Below are 18,152 nucleotides of genomic sequence, written 5' to 3' on the forward strand. Positions count from 1 at the left end.
TTCCACGCTGAATCTTTCCACTTAGGGCGTATTAGCCGTTGGCTGGACGCTGAGCGGATGGGATAACCCGCTTCTGGATATCGGTTTCCAGCGTGCCGAAGGCGGCTTCGTGACGCTGAACGGCCATGTGCAGGGCGCCCAGCATACGCTTTGCGGTGTAGTAATTCAGAATGATTCGCTCGTTGACTTTGATCTTCTCTTGCGAAGCAACCATCGGCTGGGTGTTCAAACCGAAGTCGATGATCAGTTCTTCTGGCGTACCGGTGACGCGGCAGAAGTTAGCGTAACAAGCGACCGCACCCGATTCGTCCAGTTCGACTTGCTTCGGTGCTGCGGGTTGCTCTTTAGTTTCAGGGGCGTCCGACATGGTCTCTATCTCCTTAGAATTTAAGCGTTACCTTCACGGTACTGGGCTAGTTTAGTAGGGCATTCGTGTCCGTTGAGATACCCTGTGCCTAGTTTGGCAGAACAAGTTGCCTCATCAACCGGACGTAATCGGCAGAACCGAAACAATCGGACATTTGTTCGCCAGTCTACGTAAACTGGCCATTACAGGTAGAAATGGAACGTTCGCGAAACGTATCGCCAGAGGCGTGTTCCCAGTGGTTCCCACTTCACCCAGATCTTGCCACGGCCTCGCATCCCCAGCTTTAAACCTTCTTCACCCTGAGTAAGCGGAACTTGAGCTGGGAAGGTGGCGTTCTGTGGCCGGAGGCGACCGGTCTCTCGATCAGATACCGTCGGCAATTCCCCGCCTGATTGCGTACTGAGCGAAGGAGGCACGAATTCCACCTCAGTGGTTCCCATCACGGCAATGTGCCCTTTGAAGGTTCGCCCCGGGAACGCGTCGAGCTTGATCTCGACTTCCTGATCTGGATGAATTAGTTCGATGTAGTCCTGATCGATATACAACACCGCTTCCATTTGGCTGGCATCGCCGATTTGGCACAGGACGTCGCTGGTGGAAAGGTAGGCGCCTTGATTCTTCTCGTCGAAGACCGAGCCTGACCATTCCGGTAAGCGACCGTCGTTACCTTGGCTCGGTGCTTTGTCAGGAACCGGAAAAATGGTTCCATCGAATGGCGCCGGAACTTCGATCTGGGCCACCTGTTGTCGCTTCTTCTTGAGTTGTTCCCGAACCGACTTGAGTTGCTCGGTTACTTCGGCGAAGGTTTGCTCGAACTCGGAACTATCCATCGCCCGCAATTGCTGGCGATCGATCGATTGCAGCAAGTCTTCCAGGCCTTCTTCTTCGTTCTCCAGCTCGACGAGTTCAAGCGTCAGATCGAAGTTGGTCACGCGGGCGAGCTTGGTTCCTTTCGTGACGTGCTGCCCAGGCTTCACGAGCACTTCTTCCAACTGGCCAGGTACGACCACGAAGACGCTTTCGTTGTTAAACGGCTGGACTTCAACCGGGCACTTTACCCACTGGGGGACGGGAATGTAAACGAATCCCGCGATCACCGCCGCCACGGCCGTAGCGGTCATCAATACATTTTTCCGCTTCACCTGTGCCATTCTCCCAGGAACATACAGGAACTTCCACAATTGGTATATCGGCATCACCACCAAGCCATAGATGCCGGCCAAGGCAATCATCTGCCCAATCACCTGCAAACCGTACGGCTCGAAGACTTTGTTCAAAAACAACATGATCGACGCGGTCACCACCAAACGGTAGAGATTCGCGGCAACGGTATACAACCCAAAGAAGAATTGGTTGCGTTCTGGTAGGAACGGATCTTCTGGTGGATCCAATCCCAGAAAGTATTTCGACATGAACCGATGCAGCACGCTGCTGGCCTTCTGTCGCATGTTCGGCACTTCCATGATGTCCGACAAGATGTAGTAACCGTCGTAACGGAGCAGGGGGTTACCATTGAAGATGACCGTGCTAACCGAACTGACGAACATCACCTGCAGCGCCAAGTGATTCAACAAACCAGGCTCGCTGAACCACCAGATGAAGGTGGCAATCGATGCCAGGAAGACTTCCACATACATCCCCGCCGCGCCGATCATCGCACGATGCCACTTGTTGGGCAGCATCCACGAATCCGAGACATTACAGTACAAGCATGGCGTCATCACCAAAAACATGACGCCCATCTCGTGGCACTCGCCACCGTACCGCTTACATGACAAACCGTGGCCAAACTCGTGACAAATCTTGGTTGCGCCCAGCACCGCCCCCAGCAACAACCAGTTCGATGGGCCGAAGAACTCTTGGAAGGAGGGCAAACGTGACTTAAACACATCGTACTGAACGGTGACCAACAGCAGTGCCGCTGCACAAAGCATCAACACGAAGATCATCGCTGGTCCGGTGAACAGCCATCGTGTGTAGGGGTTGAGAGCTGTCAGAATTCGATCGGGGTCAATCCCTTTGAAACGCACGGCCAGGATGTTGGACATCAACTGGACGGTTTCTTTCCATTTCCGCTCGTCGCGGCGTCCCTTCAATTGGCGTCCCTGATCCATGGCGGTGGTAATCACCAAGCCGCTGCGATGCAGGGTGCCGATGAAGTGCTGGAGATCGTTGAAGCTGATCTTCTGCGGAGCAAACTCCTTCTCGAAACGATCCTTGATCTCTTGCAGCGATGTCTTTCCATCGAGCATCTTCAGGATCGCGTATTCCTCTTCCTGGAATCGGAAATAGTTTAGCCCCAGCGGTTCCTTCACCACCCAGTAGCCGCGGCCCTGATAGGTATGCTGCCGCGCCGACAAGTCAGGCCGGGCCCTAAGGGGCAACGGTCGACTGCTACTGGCAACCAAACTGTCCTGAAGACTAACCAACGCCTAACACCTGAGATCGAAAGAAAGGGAAGGGGAGCAATCCAATGCGTAATGTCGATGTGACGTCCGAAACTAGTTCTGCACGCCGGTAAAATTGGTTCGCATGCTCGATGGTTGGCTCGCATGAATGGTCACGCTGGCCACATCCCCAGGAAACAGAATCCAGGTATCTCCATCAGGACGGTTCTGGACCTCGACCGTGAAGTCAAAGTTACCGTTCGAGTCGATCTCTGGGCTGGCGAAAACCACCGTACCCTCGAACTTCACTTGACCGGTTGGGATCGTGGCGACCACCGTCGCCGGCTTACCGACGACCATACTTGGCGAATACTTATCCGAGCTAAGCGAGCCATCAAGCTTCAAGCGTTTCAAACCAACGACACGCATCAGCGGATCGCCAGGACGAACCCATTCTCCTTCATGGCGATACTTCTGCACGACGATTCCATCGATTGGGGAAGTGATCTGACAACGATCGATCACAATTTGGGCGGCTTCCATTTCGGCTTTGGCTTCTTTCGCCGTCAAACCTGCTACCTTGAAGTTCATGTCGGCTTGTTCGGCTTGGAGGATTGCCTTTTCCCACTGCAGCTTGGCTTTGCGAATCGTGATTGGTGCAACCGTTCCTTTGACTCCTTCATTCGCGGCTCGCATCATGTCGTACTCGGCTTGCGAGACTTCCGCAGCCTTAGCGGCGTACTTGATGTCAACATCGTTGGTCGCTTGCTCGGTTGCCTTGTCCAACTTTCGCGAAGCGATCTCGTGCTGCTTGCTCGGTACCGAATCATCGATTTGAGCGAGCAAACCTCCCATCGGGACATACTTCCCACGTTCAACCGGGATTTTTCGCAGCACGCCTGTTTCTTGAGCCGGCACGTTAACCTCGTCGATCAGCGTCACCAGGCAACGCGGTACGGAAATATCACCTGGCGAAGTTGGAGCAGGTGCTTGGGCAGCTACGACGCCGGGAATCAGCAGGGCGAAAACAACCGGAATGGCGTTGAGTTTCGACATGGGTTGTAACCTCGTGTTTTGTGATGCTCCGCGCTTCATTCTGCGGAACTGCCATGGGAAATGGATGAACGGAGTGAGCTGGTCTTAGAACAGAATTCGCGACTGAACGAATTCAAACAGTTCGTGGAACCAGGTATAGCCCAGCGGAGCAGTACCGCAGTGAACCTTGGCGGTCGCCGTGGCACCGGCACGAAGGTTCTCGATGTCTTGCTTGTTGATGGCAACCTTCAGCTTGACGATCTGACCTTCATCCGCGTCGGGCTGAGCCAATCGCTGAATGTCGGTGACGGTACCTTCCAGTTGGCGACCAGGATCGCTGGCCATGATGTAAGTGACCTTCAACGCTTCCGATTCGCCGCTGTCGTGCAAGGCGTTTTCGATGTGCTGGATACGTTTCTCTGGCATTTTGATTTCCAGAATCCAATCCTTGCTTGGATCGACCACGGTCATCAAAACCTGACCTGGCGTCACGTAACGCTGCATCAAGTTGTCACGCACGTCCCACGAAACGACTTCGCCTTCGATCGGGCTCTTGACTTCTAGTTTGGCAAGCTTTTCTTCCACTAAAGCAACTTGCTGCGTTAAGTGATTGACCCGCTGGCGAGCTTGGCCGAGATCGACCGTGATCTGAGCGAGTTCGGCCGGATTTCGCGAAGTCTCTGGCCGCAAGCGACGGAATTCCAACGCTTCCATACTGGAACGTGACTTTTCCAGATCTCCGGTCAATTGCTTGTACTGACGCTGTAACTCTGGGTTATTCAGTTGGACGACGACTTGTCCCTGTTGCACGTGGTCGCCGTGATTGACGGTGACCTGCGTCACTTCACCTTCTTCCGAAACGAAAACCTCCCGCTGCATGACGGGGGTTAACGTGGCCATGCCCGAAACCTTGAAAGGTGCCGGAATCAAAAACAGGGCAGCGATGATTGCGACCGCCGCAATTAAGGCCAGCACAGTCTTGGGAAGATTGCGGGCCGAGACCAAGACCTTCGACTTACCCAATAATCGCCAGACCGGCGTCAGTGGAATCGAGTTGTAATCGATCGCGTTCGCCAGGGCACGGCTGCTGTGCTCTGAGATCAGCTCGACCCCTTTAGAGAACTCTTCCTGCTGCGAGCTATCTTCGATTTGTTCGACAACCAACGCCCCCAGGATCTCGCCTTGGTACTGGCGTTCTTGTTCTTCGTCTTCCCGTTTTTCATTGTCCGTTGCGTGTTCGGGACGGCGAAGCGGAATGACGGCGATTGTCTTGGTGTGCGACTCGTCCACGTAATCGTGCACAGCCGTTTCCAATTGGGGCGACAGGTCTTCGGTGACACCGCTGAACCAGAAAGGCTCGCCCGTTTCGATCACGCGCGAAGCCAGCTTGCCAAGCAATTGCACTTGGGTGGATCGCGAATCGAAGACGTCCTGACCGCTGACCGATTCCACTTTCCACTTGCCACGTCGCAGCACAACGGAAACTCGATCGCAACCGATCAGCCGGCGACCTTCGTTGGCGATGGTATAAGCCGTTTGACGAAGGTCGAGGTTTTCGTGAACCGCACGCGAGAACTGTTCGATCTTCGACCACAACGATTGGCGATCGTTGAAGTCACGCAGCTTGCGAGTCTTAAACCACTCGGTGGCCAACCCGCACATTTGTTCGAGAAACTTCAAATAGCCGCGTTGGCTATTTGGGGCCGAGTTAGGTCGTTGGAAGATCTCGATGACCCCCTCGACCTTGTCTTCGACTTTGATCGGGGCAACCACCAAGAGTTGATTCGTTGGATTGCCCGCAGAGTTCTCTTCGGCTCCGCCTGATTGCGGTGGCAGCAATTGGGCTTCCGCCCCTTGGAACATGTTTTGGATCAATCGCAAGTGGCGAATACCTTCGTCACTTTGCGGATCGATCAATCCCCGGCTGAGATTGATTTGGTACACCAGCTGAGGTCGACGCTGATCGTCGTATACCCACGCCGCACCACCGACGGCCGCCAATGCGGAGACAACTTTTGGCAGGACGTCCTTGAAGTACTCTTCGGGTGGAACATCCCGTTTGGAAAGCTGAGCGATTTCCTGAATGAGCCCGCGAATCTGCTTCTTGGTGCTTTCCAGGGTCTCGGGATTCACTGATGATGGCTCGGTGGACATGCCGGGACTATTCATAATGGAATCTAAAGGTTAGGGCCGATCGATTCGCGATCGTAGAAACCTACGTCTCACCATAACAAGGGAGGTTGGAATCGAAAATCTTGAAAGCTGAAAAGGGGTTAACCGAGGACACTCTTCGGTAGGATGTAGGGATAAAACGGATGGTATTGCCGATGATCACTACTCGACCGAAGTCTCGATTGTTCGTTTCCTACAGGAACTTACGGTGAGAATCCCGACGGGCTGTGTGCATAAGTTGCCAATTAAATGCAACATTTGACGGGCACCTGTCGAACTTCGTTCCATCGTGTTCACAAAGTGCATCACACTGGCTAGTCTGGCGAATCCAGGTAAGGATCTTGCCCCATTTCACGATGCATCTTCTTCCGCTGTTTCTCGTGATACAGCAGCACTTTGCGATCGCCGAAGTGCTTGTTCTCGATGCGACGTTGGGCTTGACGGAAAAGTTTGGCGTAAGCTGGCAGCTCCGCACTTTGGTTTTCGCCAAAGGCGACCAGCTTCTTGTATCGTTTGGGGCCGAGACCGATGAGCAGACAATCGTCATCCAAGGCCATGAACTGGCGGGTGCTACCCGGATCGCCCTGACGACCACAGCGTCCGACAAGCTGGCGGTCGATGCGAGCCGAATCGTGCAGCTCGGTGCAGATCACGTGCAAACCACCGAGGTCATGAACTCCTTCGCCCAGCTTGATGTCGGTACCACGTCCGGCCATGTTGGTGGCAACGGTTACCTTGCCCGGCTGGCCGGCACGAGAGACGATCTCGGCTTCGAGGGCCACCTGATGAGCATTGAGGACTTCATGCTCGATCCCGGCTTCGGTTAGTCGTTTCGAAAGCTCTTCACTCTTTTCAATCGTTCGGGTACCAACCAGGATCGGACGACCGGACGCGTTGATCTCACGGATCTCTTCGACAATTGCCGACCATTTCGCTTCCGCATTGCCGAACACCCGATCGGACCATAGCTTCCGCTGGGGAATGCGGTTGGTCGGGCACTTAATGACGTTTAGCTTGTAGATCTTCTTGAACTCCCCCTTCGAGCTCGAAGCGGTACCGGTCATTCCGCCCAGATGGCGATAACGTAGAAACAGGTCCTGCACCGTGATTCGGGCAGCTTGTCCCGTCGCAACCGTGACTTCGACCCCTTCTTTGGCTTCAATTGCCTGGTGGATACCGTAGCTCCACTTGCGGCCTTCCGCGATACGTCCCGTCGATTCGTCGACAATGACGATCTCGCCATCGCGGATCACATAGTGTTGTCCACTATGGAAATCCCGCTTCACCTTAATCGCCCGTTCGATGTAGTCGTATAAATCGACTAATCCCACCGTATCTAGCAGTTTTGGCTTGGGAACCTGTCTTACGAGTAATCGCCCGGTGACCGTCAGCTCGACCGATTTCTTGTCGTGGTCGTATTCGTAGTGATTATCTTCCTCGAATTCACGCTCGGCATTGGCAGCCCATTGATGGCAAGCCACGGCTACTTTTTCCGCCTCGCCAGGGATCGCGCTGATCACCAGAGGCGTACGTGCATCATCAATCAACACGCTATCGGCTTCGTCAACTAGGGCGAAGAAATGCTCGCGTTGAACCGGCTCTTCATTCTTTTCCTTCTTGCCCGCTAGCAGCGGTCCGAGAACGCCAAGTCCCTGTTCACGGGTCTGACGAATCAATAAACGGTCGCGAAGGAAGTCGAAGCCGAATTCTTTGGACGTTCCATACGTAATATCGCAAGAGTACGCTTTTCGGCGGTCATCCGAGGACATTTGGGATTCGATCACCCCAACGGTCATCCCCAGCATCTTGTAAACGGGCATCATTAACTCGGCATCGCGAGCCGCCAGGTAATCGTTGACCGTAGCGACATGAACCCCTTTGCCAGGTAGCGCATATAGATAGGTCGGAAGGGTTGCCGTGAGCGTTTTCCCTTCGCCCGTTTCCATCTCGGCGATCGCCCCATCGAACATGATCATGCCACCGATCAGCTGCACTTCGTAGTGCCGCATGTTCATGGTCCGAGCGCCAGCAATCCGAACCAGAGCGAACGCTTCTGGCAGTAATTTGTAGAGCGGCTCGCCACTTTTAGCCCGGTGGCGCAGGCCCAAACTGTATTTTCGAATTTCGCGATCGGACCGATCTTTGAGCTCGGCCTCGAACTTATCGATTAGTGGAAGTTGGCCGACAAACCGGGCCAACCCCTGTTTGGTAAGTTGCGAATAGAAGGACCCTAAGGAATTCGCGCGAAACTTCCGTGGCTCGCCTCGTTTGGGCGGGTCAGGCTTTTCGGTCGGTTCGGTTTCAGGTGGGTCTAGCGTCGTTTGATTCGTTTCCAACGGGTTCGATCCCCAGTCTTGCTGTCAGCTTGGTCGATGGCGAGGTTGTTTAATAATAGGCCTCGCCAGATTTTAGTATGGTGGACAACCCCTTTAGTTCCCATGTTTTGGCAGTGACATTCCGAAGAATTGCCCTCCCCAAGCGGCCTTCATTTCTGCGCAATCGTTAAACTCACCTCATTCTACCCACTACACCCATCCATCCCTTTCTCCTGGTAAACAGTCTGCGTGTGTGGAGAATTCCGTTTATACGGGTTGGAAGCATCTTTTTGGTTTAACCGGCACACATCGAATCGCCGACATTCCTAATACGTCCGGAATAATCGTACGCGGACCGTTCGAGCGCAGGGCAAGCGTCCTGACAACAGAAACCAAACCGCCGGGGTGAACGTGGCCAACAGTTGGCGGATTTTCACCGTTGGCCAAGTCGATTTTGGATGTCCATACGACGCAAGCGGTAGCTCTTGTTTCTCCTTCCTTAGTACGGAACGAGGCAGGGCCTTGGGAGCGACAGCATTAGTTTGCGAGCACACAACATGAAGCTTAACTACTCCACCCTAGCTTTCTCGATCGTAGCCGTGGTTCTCGGAACCGGCCGATCCTTCGCCCAAGAGGGCTACGCTCCGATGGGATCACCGTATCCTGCCGGATCGCCCGCTCCCTATGATCCTGCTGGCATGCAACCTCCGGGAATGATGCCGCCAGGTTACGGTCCAGGCCCAATGGGTCCTGGCCCGATGATGGGACCGGCACCTTATGCCCAAATGGCTGCGGCCCCTAACTACGGCCAAGCATCGAATGCATCGTACGATCCTTCGATGTACGACCAATCGATGTACGAGCCAGCTGGCGACTACATGCAATACGAAAACGTGGCCGGCGCTGCCTGCAACGACTGTGGCGACGGCTGTGCTTTGCCACCTCGTGCTTACGGTAGCTTCGAGGCCATGATGGTCTGGCGAAAGGGTGGCAACTATCCGCCGATCCTGACGACTAGTGCCGACGTCGATCGCGGTATCCTGGGTAACCCCAGCACGCAGATCGTCTGGGGCGACGGTAACGAACATGGCAATCCAACTGCCGGTGGCCGTATTACCCTGGGACTATGGCTTGATGACTACCAAAACTGGAGCGTTGGTGGCCGGTTCATGGCTTTGGAAGAACAAAGCCTGGGCTACACAGCAACTTCAGCTCAGTTCCCAGTCTTGGCCTATCCGTTCTTCAACCTGAACACTGGCCTGCAGGATGCCGTTCTGGTTGCTCTACCGGGTACTGGTTCGGGTGCTGCCAACAACACTACCGTCAATCTTGAAAATCGCAACTCGTTCTACATGGGCGACGCGTTCCTGACCAAGCACATCTACACGAACAACGGCAATCGCTGGGACTTCGTTGGTGGTTACACCTACTTCAAGATGGAAGATAGCTTCTACAACGATGCGACCTTCACGGTTCAAGACTTGGCCCCTCCCGGCGGTCTGGCCACGGGCGACATCGTTCAGTACAGCGATCGCTTCGACGCAATCAACGAATTCCACGGTGGTCACATCGGTTTGATGGCCGAATTCCAAGACGGTCCATTCAGCTGGCGAGCCATGGGTAAGCTGGCCCTGGGTAGTGCTCACCAGGAAGCTACCATCGCGGGCTCGACCTCGGTCAACGGAACCATTGCTCAGAACACCGGTGTCTATGCTCTCGCTGGGAACTCGGGATCTTACAGCCGTGACAAGTTCGTCTACGTTCCTGAGATCAACATCGACATGATCTACGCCTACAACTGCAACCTCGACCTGAAGCTCGGAACGACCTTCCTGTACTTCAGCGACGTTGTTACCGGTGGCACGATGATCGACAACAATATCTTCCCACCAGGCACAACCGCTCCGACCTTCCAGTTTAACGAACAGGAATACTGGATCCTGGGCATGACCGCTGGTGTGGAATTCCACTACTAAACAATCCTGGCCATCGCAGGTTCAAGAAAATAAAAAGAGCCAGCTTCCTTCGAGAAGCTGGCTCTTTTTTTGTTTGCTTTAACGCGAGCTCGATTAGAGGTTCGCGAATGCGGCATCCACGGCTGCCAAGTTCGTCATCACTTGCGAACCAGTACCGTTGATGCGGATGATGATGCCCTCTGCGGTTTCCGCGACAACCACGTAACCTGGCGTTGAAGGCGAGTACGCTTGAACGACGTACTGCGATTCGGCCTGACCGTCGACGGTCACTTCGAAGGCGACCTGCATCGACTTAGTAACTGGGTCGAGGTAGATGTAGTCCGAGTTGATGTTCGTCAGGCGATCCCAACCTTCATCAACGTTGTACCATTCCAAAGTTGCAGTACCGCCACTCTTCGAGAAGGCCAGCGTGATGCTGTCTTCCGTAGTGGAAGCCATGGTATCGCCCCAACTGATGTAGGCGTAGTCGCGACCGCGGTAACCGAAGTTCAAGCCTGAGTACTGACCTGCTTGGCCGTTACCAATGGTAATACCACTGATTTCGTTACCGGTGATCGTGAAGTCACCTGCGGTGGTTTTACCTTTGCGGGTGAAACGAGGATCGACAACGCGGACCGAGTAGGTTCCTTCATCGAAACCAGCAAAGCTGTACGTTCCGAATGCGTCGGTACGTGTCGTGGCAATTACGGCTCCGGTCGACGAGTTGACCAGTTCCAGTGTGACACCACCGATACGGGATTCGGCACTCGCGGCGTTATCGAGGTTTTCATCGACGACACCATCGTTGTCAGAGTCGAAGTAGACAACACCTTCGATCAAACTATCGAGCAGAGTATTGAAGGTCAGCGTACCGGTTGCGGTTTGATCACCACCATCAGAAACGACGTATTGCACCGATTCGGTCAGGCCTGGGATAGCCGAGGTATAGGTGAATTCGCCGGTTGGGTTGTCGTTCACATCGAGAATCGGCGTAAACGTCCCTTGGAGATTGGCCGGAATGATGAACTCAACGAATGTCAGAGTTTCGGTTTCATCAGGACCGCCTTGCAGCGACGCGTAATCAAGAGCGAAGCCCGAAACCGTCTCGCCTTCGTTCAGTGTGAAGGATGCATCGCCAGCGATTGGTGCGTCGTCGACATTGGCAATCGCGACCACAACGTCAGCATTGGTGGTGCCGGTGTTGTTTGGCGAACCAGAGTCAGTTGTCGTGTAGTTGAAGGTTTCGGTAACTCCACCAAGATTCGCTGGTACCTGGTAAAGAAGTACCTGATGCGAGGTGATACCAGTCGCCACGATTTCAGGAATGCTTTGAGCGTTCGTTTGAATCGTGACCGTACCGTTGGTTGGCTGCGTTATCGAATCGATGTTAAAGCGACTACGATCGCCAGTAACCGGGTTGTTCGCTGAATCGAGGTCGTTCGCCAGGACGTCCAACACGTAGTACTGAACGCCGCCAATGGTAACGGCTGGAGGCGTGCTGTTTTCGTCGTCGCCGAAGTAATCTTCGTTGACATTGTAGGAATCGAAGTTTGCACCAGCGACTGGCTGGGCTTCGATCACGACACTTACAGTACCGCCGTCAAAACGGACAAGCTGTTCACCTGAAGCTCCTTGATCGTAAACGTAGGTAGCTGCCAAGTTCTCTTCGACGTTTGAGGTCGGTTGACCATCTCGTTCGATTTGGTTGAACGCCACTTCCGTTGCGTCCGGATCAGGGTTGTCAGTCAATTGGTCGATAAGCGTGTAAGGACGCACATCAACGGTGAAGTCAACCGTTCCTTCTGCAACTGCACGGAAGGTTACGCTCGCCAACAGAAATCGTTGCATCCCATTTTGTGGTGCAAAAGGATAGATTCCCCCCATCCACTTGAGCTTGCCAGCCTCAACGAACTGATTATCGTTCGCATTCTTGCCACCATACGGTGTCACATTACTTGGAACGTCACCCGTTTGGGAGCTGAATCCGGGGCCAGTTACGACGGCGGTCGACGGATCATCAATTGTCAACTTGGTCGAGTCGAACGTTATGTCGACGAACGCTTGAGAGAAGCCCGATTGAATTTCCGAAACATCGGTGACATAAATATTGAGCGTGAACGTATCATTCAGATTGACGTTCTTCGAACCACCTTCGCTGGTCGTCGCTGAATCGTGAACGATCTCGACATCGTAGTCCGCTCGATAATCTGAAGGCGCAACAACTGGTTCACCCTCCAGCGTCAACGCATCCATCGCGCTCAGAAGGTCGCGTTGCGTCAGCTTGCCGTCGTTATCGACGTCGAGATAGAGGGACTGTTCCCCTTCAAGCAAGCTGTTTTGGGCAGCGAGGGCCCCCGACTTCATCGACTTCAACTCGCCAACGAGGATTTCGATATCCTGCTGGTCGAGTACGCCATCCGAGTTGACGTCGGTTGGCATGAATTCGTTATGCCAGGGGGAAGCGACATCCCCTGCCAGCATGGAACGATTTTCCAGTTGCTCCATTCGGCGGAGACCGCGTTGCCGTTTGGCGCGTTTGAGGGAATGAGAGGGTACGCGGTGCTGGCGGCTCTTAGATTTTTTCATGGCGACCTACGGCAACCTATATTTTCGATTAGGCAAGTTACAAAATGAGCAGTTTAGGAAACTGAGGGGGCTTTTGCCGACGTTGTCCAGATTAATTAGCCCAATTGGCCTTTGCAAACTTTTTCTTCCGGTCGGAACATCCCTAATTGGGAGTAAATTCCCCGTCATCGGCAAAGTTTCCTGGTTCTACTAGCCACTTGGTCGCTTGACGTCCGCCAGAAGTTCCTCGGGACTTCAATAAAAGCTTCCGAATTTCCCGTTTTTGCCATCTCGGGCGGAACTTATGCGTGGAGAGTTCGTCCAAATTCTACGGCTCGATGCGGAGGGAAGGGGGTATAATCGGAACAACCCGCATAATCCCTAAACCCTATACCTCTTAAGCATTTGCGCGATTGCGTTCACCCCGGCGCGAATTACGCTGGGACCTAGGCAATGCCATCGCTGCAGGCCGTTTTCGTACGATTTCACCCTTGTCAGATTCGTCCCAGGTCCAGCACCTGCTGTCTCTCAACGATTTTGCGAACATCATGAAAAAAGCTCGATCTCGCACCGCTCGCCGCAATTCCATCGACCGAAATTGGAAACATCAGGTCGGCTTCGAGGCACTTGAAGTCCGCGAGATGCTGGACGCGTCCGGCGAACTGATTTCGCTCCGCCTCGAGGCGACCGATCTTCACGGTAACCCCATTCAACAGATCGTTCAGGGGGAAAGCTTCCTGGTAACGGCCTATATCGAAGATCGCCGCGGCGATGCAGGCGTGACCGTTAATGTCGATGCGGCAAATGATATTCTGGCTAATCCGTACGGCTTCTTTACCGCCTACTTCAACGTCACCTACGATTCGGTCGGCTTTGACTTCGACGACAGCTACGGAATCCAAATTGGGCCATCTATCAATCCAGTAGCGGTCAGCAATCCGGCTACGGACGTCGACGGTTATATCGAACGGCTTGGAATCCAGAACATCGATATTAGTGGTAACTTGTACCCGTCCGAGGTCGAGTTGCTGTCGTTCCGCATGATTGCCCAGCAACCAGGCACCTATAACATGGAAGAGGGGATCAACCCACACTTCCATTTCGATGTGCTCGACTATATCGAGAACCCGAATCAGCTTCCCGAAGATTGGGAGATTAACTACGTCGACGGAGTTCCCCAGTTAGAACGACTGACCGGTGATGACTTCATTGCCGCCACGGAAGATGCGGACGAATACTTCTCGCTCTACCATTTTGGCCAGCAGCGACTAACGGCAAGCGATCAAGTCTACTTCGAAGGAGTGGGCCTGCAGGTAATCGCGGCACAAGCCGCGGACTATCAAGTTCGCTATGTTGTCGACCCAACGCTTACGTCGGGCGGAGAAGTCTCGTCGCTTCCTCAGAACCTTGACGAAATCGATGAGTGGGGCTATTTCTACGTCGAAGTTTATGCAAAAGCACCTGCCGGTAACGCAGTATCCAGCGGTGTTGTCACGGTTAGCTATGATCCCGACGACTTTGCTTTCGTGAAAGCTGTCGGTCGAACTCAGGATCCAAGCAATCTTCGGTATTCTGTCACGTTCACCGAAGTCGATGACGACAACGGTACTGTGACCGTCGGATTCAATTCGCTGTCTACGAATCTGGGCGACGACCAATACGCCCTGATCGGCCGCATCCAACTTCGCTCAGAAATCGAATTGCCGGTTGACTATACCAACGGCGAACTTCAATCGACACCTTCCTCAGTTATCTCTCTTTCTCACACCAATGCGACGATCGTAAATACTTCGACGAGCATTGCCGCTGTCATCAATGGCACCACGCCGACCGGATCAAGCTTTGACGTCTGGCCGGTGATTTATGATGTCGCCAACGGCGAAGATCGGGCGGTAGGTTTAGCTGACTTCTCCGAATTCGTATCTGCCTTTGGCAAAACGGTAAACGGCGACCCAGCGACCCGGAAATTCGACTTCGATCATAATGGGGTCGTAGGCCTTAGCGATTTCAGCTTGTTTGTACAGAACTTCGGACAGTCAGCATTTGTTGACTCTACCCGCGTCTATCCCAATGGCTATCCTGGCGATCTGAGCGGCCCCGCCCCATTGATGGGATCCTCCTTCCTGCTGGAAGGCGAACCAATTGATACGCGTACCTCAAGCACTATATCGCAGCCAACGCCCATTACCGAAACATCTCCTGTAGCAGCGACAACATCGACCTCGACCGACAGTGTCAGCGGAAACTTACTCAGTCTCCCTGGAGTCTCGTCGAATGTATCTGGAAATTCGACGCAATTGCCGGAAGAGGACGAAGCTCCTGCGGCCGATCCTGTCAGTTCCCCGGTCGCGTTCGATGCCAATTTAGATAGTCAATCCGATTTGATCGCGATGACCTCCGAGCAATGGGACGGATCGCTCAGTTCGGAAGAGGACGACGACCGCTTTGCGGCGAGTGCCGATGAAGTATTGGCGTTGTGGGAAGATGAAAATCAGATTTAGTCGCTCGCCGATCGCGACTTAACCAATGATCGGCTATCCCTCTTTTCTTCTCGACGACGTAAGCGTTTTGCTGCCGGAATAACGCATGCCCCAACCGACTTCTTCCCGACGCTCCGCCAACCGACCGGGCGGACGAAAGCAGGCCCGTAGGCCTCAGCGTCGCGTGGCGAAGCTCGAGCAACTGGAGTCGCGTCTCGCTCTCTCTTCGGTTCCCTGGGGAGCGGAAGATCTAGATACCGGCGAATTCATGCTGGGGGACGTTACCGTCTCGGTCGTGTTCTTTGAATCGACTGGTACTGGATCGAACAACACAGAAAACTGGACCGAAACGCATCGCTCGGAAGTGAAGCAGCGAATCGAAGACGCGATGCAATGGTGGGAAGATACCCTCGCCATTCAGTCAAGCGTTCATCAGTTGAATTTCGATATCGACTACACTTACGCCGACAATCCCGTTCCGATCGGAATGGAGCCCATCTCTCAGGCAGCGACGGCCTTTGAAACCTGGGTTGGAACCTTCTTAGATTATGTAGGGGCCGACCGCACGAACGAAATCGACAACGACGTCCGTCGCTACAACAATCAGCAGCGGATCGATCACGGTACGAATTGGGCGTTCACTATCTTTGTGATCAATGCCCAAAATGATGCGGACGGACTGTTCGCACCTGGCAGTATTCGTGGTGCCTTCTCCATAGCAGGCGGGGCATTCATGGCCCTCCCTTCGGAACGTCCGGCCAGTACAATTGCCCACGAAACGTCGCATCAGTTCTGGGCGATGGACGAGTACGCTTCTTCAGGCGACTATACCGATACACGTGGCTATTACGATACGCAAAACACTAATGCGTACGACGGCAATCCAGATCGAAGCTCGATTGTAACCAGCTTGCTGGGCGATTCGGCATCACTTGGCGCCGCTTATACGGCCCACACCAGCAGCCCTTCCTCGCTGGCATCGATCGGCTGGCAAGACTCGGACGGCGATGGTCTGTTCGATGTGTTTGACGTGCCGATGGATTTCTCCGCGACTTCGACCTTCGATCCGAACACAGGCCTCCTAAGAATTGTTGGGCAAGGAGCGATTGGCGTTCTGCCCAACATGAATTCATGGGGTTTGCAGAATTCGATAACCACGAATCGGATCAGCCATGTTGAGTATCGCGTTGGAAATGGATCTTGGGAAACCGGCCCAGTCATCGACGACTATACGGCCGATATCGATTTCGCCCTGCAGTTGCCAGACGGTGTCGAAGAAGTTCAGGTTCGCTTGGTCGACGAGACGGGTCTGATTCAATCGGCAATTCTTACGGCTTCGGTCAATCATATCGACTCCACGCCAGTCCACGGCTTTGCCGGTTACGTTACTTACGATGCCAATGGAAACGGAACCTTCGAAGCAGGGGAAGAAGGCCTGGCTGGTTGGCAAGTGATTGTGACCGATGCGCAAGGCAATGCAGTCACCGTTCAAACAATCATCGAGCCAGATGACTACGATCAAGGCGAGATTTTTTACGACCCGATCAACGGCGTGACACTGTCCGCTTTCGGCGGAGAGATCGATCCCCTTTTGTCGGATGTATCGTCGCGCAATAGCACACTTTCCAGTACTGGGGGGCGAGGTTTCTACAACTATTCCGGCAATTCCTGGAGCAACCTTTGGTCCGATCAACGCCGACTTCGTATGGACTTTGCCACGCCTGTCAGTCGGGTTTCGATCGACGCGACCGCCCAAGTTGATGGTGACATTGGCATCCTTGAACTTTACGATTCCAACGGAATGTTGCTGGGACGTTACCAAACCAGTGACATGAAGGCCGGAAGCTCGGAAACGATGGTCGTCGAGATTGATTCAGCGAACGCAGCGTACGCTGTTGCCCGCGGCTTTTTGAGCGACAGCGACGACCCGCACCGGCAGCCGCTATATGTTGGACTTGATAACCTGCAGGTTGGCCGATCGAACGTGGCCATTACCAACGAGCTTGGCGCCTTCACGCTTCCGTTTGATGTCGCTGGAAACTATCGATTACAGGTCGTTCCGGGTGAAGGAGAAGAAGCATTCTTCGCGTCTATCTCTACGGTCGACGTCTCGTTGAACGAGAACCTGGGTTCCAATCGGGCGAGTTTTTCTGTCGCCATTGCGGATACATCTTGGCACAATCCGATTCGGCGAGCCGATTTGAATCTTGACGGCATCGTCGACAATACCGATATCGAACTTGTGCTAAGCGAGCTGCAAGTTCCTGTTTTCACCGAGAATCGCACGATCACTGCGTTCCATACCAGTGGCGATCCTTTACTCGATGTGAACGGGGATGGACGATTCGACAAGCTCGATTTGCTTGCAGTGATCGATGCCAAGACTTTGCAAGACATTGATCTGAGTTCCCTTGACGGGGAACCTGACTTTGTTTTTACCTACACTCCCTTAGACAATTCAAGCTCGTCGAGTGGTTCTATTTCGCCAGAATCAGAACCATCGCCGAGCACAGAGATCCGTCAGGCGTTGCCTTTCTATCAGCCGGCTTCGTTGCTTGCCAACGTAACGCCTTCTAGAACGACCGGATTTGGCGACACATTTATTTCGGTATCGTCGTCCAATAGTTTCCGTCTTACTTCGGACAATGCCAGCTTAAATGAAGATGGTTACGACGAAGACGACGCGCGCAAGGCGGCTTTCATCGGATTCGTTTCCTCGGACCAACGAGTGATCCTTGATGCGACTGTTGCCACGAACGGCAAGACACTTGCTTCGAGCGAGCAAGAGGAAGAAGCAACCGACTTGTTTTTCGCGGACTTAGACGCCCCAGTTCGGATCGACCGAAACCAACTTTAGTGGTTTTGTTTGAGCGTAA

The 18,152-nt window shown here is 53.7% G+C and carries 9 protein-coding genes; 3 read left to right on the forward strand and 6 right to left on the reverse strand.

What is annotated here, in order from left to right; genetic code table 11:
* Window positions 1-31: 31 nt before the first annotated feature.
* The 5 genes from C5Y83_RS12135 to C5Y83_RS12155 all read right to left on the reverse strand — a co-directional run bounded on the left by C5Y83_RS12135 (window position 32) and on the right by C5Y83_RS12155 (window position 8,297).
* The gene (locus C5Y83_RS12135; RefSeq protein ID WP_105330007.1) at window positions 32-367 is read right to left on the reverse strand and encodes a DUF3467 domain-containing protein; all 336 of its coding nucleotides are present in this window, start codon (window positions 365-367) and stop codon (window positions 32-34) included.
* Window positions 368-549: 182 nt separating this feature from the next.
* Complete coding sequence (locus C5Y83_RS12140; RefSeq protein ID WP_105330008.1) at window positions 550-2,796, reverse strand: efflux RND transporter periplasmic adaptor subunit; 2,247 nt, start codon at window positions 2,794-2,796, stop codon at window positions 550-552.
* 72 nt (window positions 2,797-2,868) lie between these two features.
* Entirely contained in the window at window positions 2,869-3,810 is a 942-nt protein-coding gene (locus C5Y83_RS12145; RefSeq protein WP_158262333.1) for an efflux RND transporter periplasmic adaptor subunit, read from the reverse strand.
* 84 nt (window positions 3,811-3,894) lie between these two features.
* Window positions 3,895-5,943: an HlyD family efflux transporter periplasmic adaptor subunit gene (locus C5Y83_RS12150; protein WP_158262334.1), complete on the reverse strand. Its 2,049-nt coding sequence runs from the start codon at window positions 5,941-5,943 to the stop codon at window positions 3,895-3,897.
* A 332-nt stretch (window positions 5,944-6,275) separates the two neighbouring features.
* Window positions 6,276-8,297, reverse strand: coding sequence for a preprotein translocase subunit SecA (locus tag C5Y83_RS12155; RefSeq protein WP_105330011.1), 2,022 nt, complete (start codon window positions 8,295-8,297; stop codon window positions 6,276-6,278).
* 536 nt (window positions 8,298-8,833) lie between these two features.
* Here C5Y83_RS12155 and C5Y83_RS12160 point away from each other — a divergent pair.
* A complete protein-coding gene (locus tag C5Y83_RS12160) occupies window positions 8,834-10,252 on the forward strand; it encodes a BBP7 family outer membrane beta-barrel protein (protein ID WP_105330012.1) in 1,419 nt (472 codons plus the stop codon).
* 93 nt (window positions 10,253-10,345) lie between these two features.
* Here the strand turns inward: C5Y83_RS12160 and C5Y83_RS12165 are convergent, their stop codons facing one another.
* Window positions 10,346-12,712, reverse strand: a complete 2,367-nt coding sequence (locus C5Y83_RS12165) for an SdrD B-like domain-containing protein (RefSeq protein ID WP_158262335.1) — start codon at window positions 12,710-12,712, stop codon at window positions 10,346-10,348.
* Between the two features lie 632 nt (window positions 12,713-13,344).
* Here C5Y83_RS12165 and C5Y83_RS12170 point away from each other — a divergent pair.
* Together C5Y83_RS12170 and C5Y83_RS12175 are read left to right on the forward strand one after the other, a co-directional pair.
* Complete coding sequence (locus C5Y83_RS12170; protein ID WP_105330014.1) at window positions 13,345-15,297, forward strand: hypothetical protein; 1,953 nt, start codon at window positions 13,345-13,347, stop codon at window positions 15,295-15,297.
* A gap of 85 nt (window positions 15,298-15,382) precedes the next feature.
* Window positions 15,383-18,133: a dockerin type I domain-containing protein gene (locus C5Y83_RS12175; protein ID WP_146117755.1), complete on the forward strand. Its 2,751-nt coding sequence runs from the start codon at window positions 15,383-15,385 to the stop codon at window positions 18,131-18,133.
* Window positions 18,134-18,152: the final 19 nt, after the last annotated feature.

The sequence above is a fragment of the Blastopirellula marina genome (genome assembly GCF_002967765.1).
Taxonomy (GTDB): Bacteria; Planctomycetota; Planctomycetia; order Pirellulales; family Pirellulaceae; genus Bremerella; species Bremerella marina_A.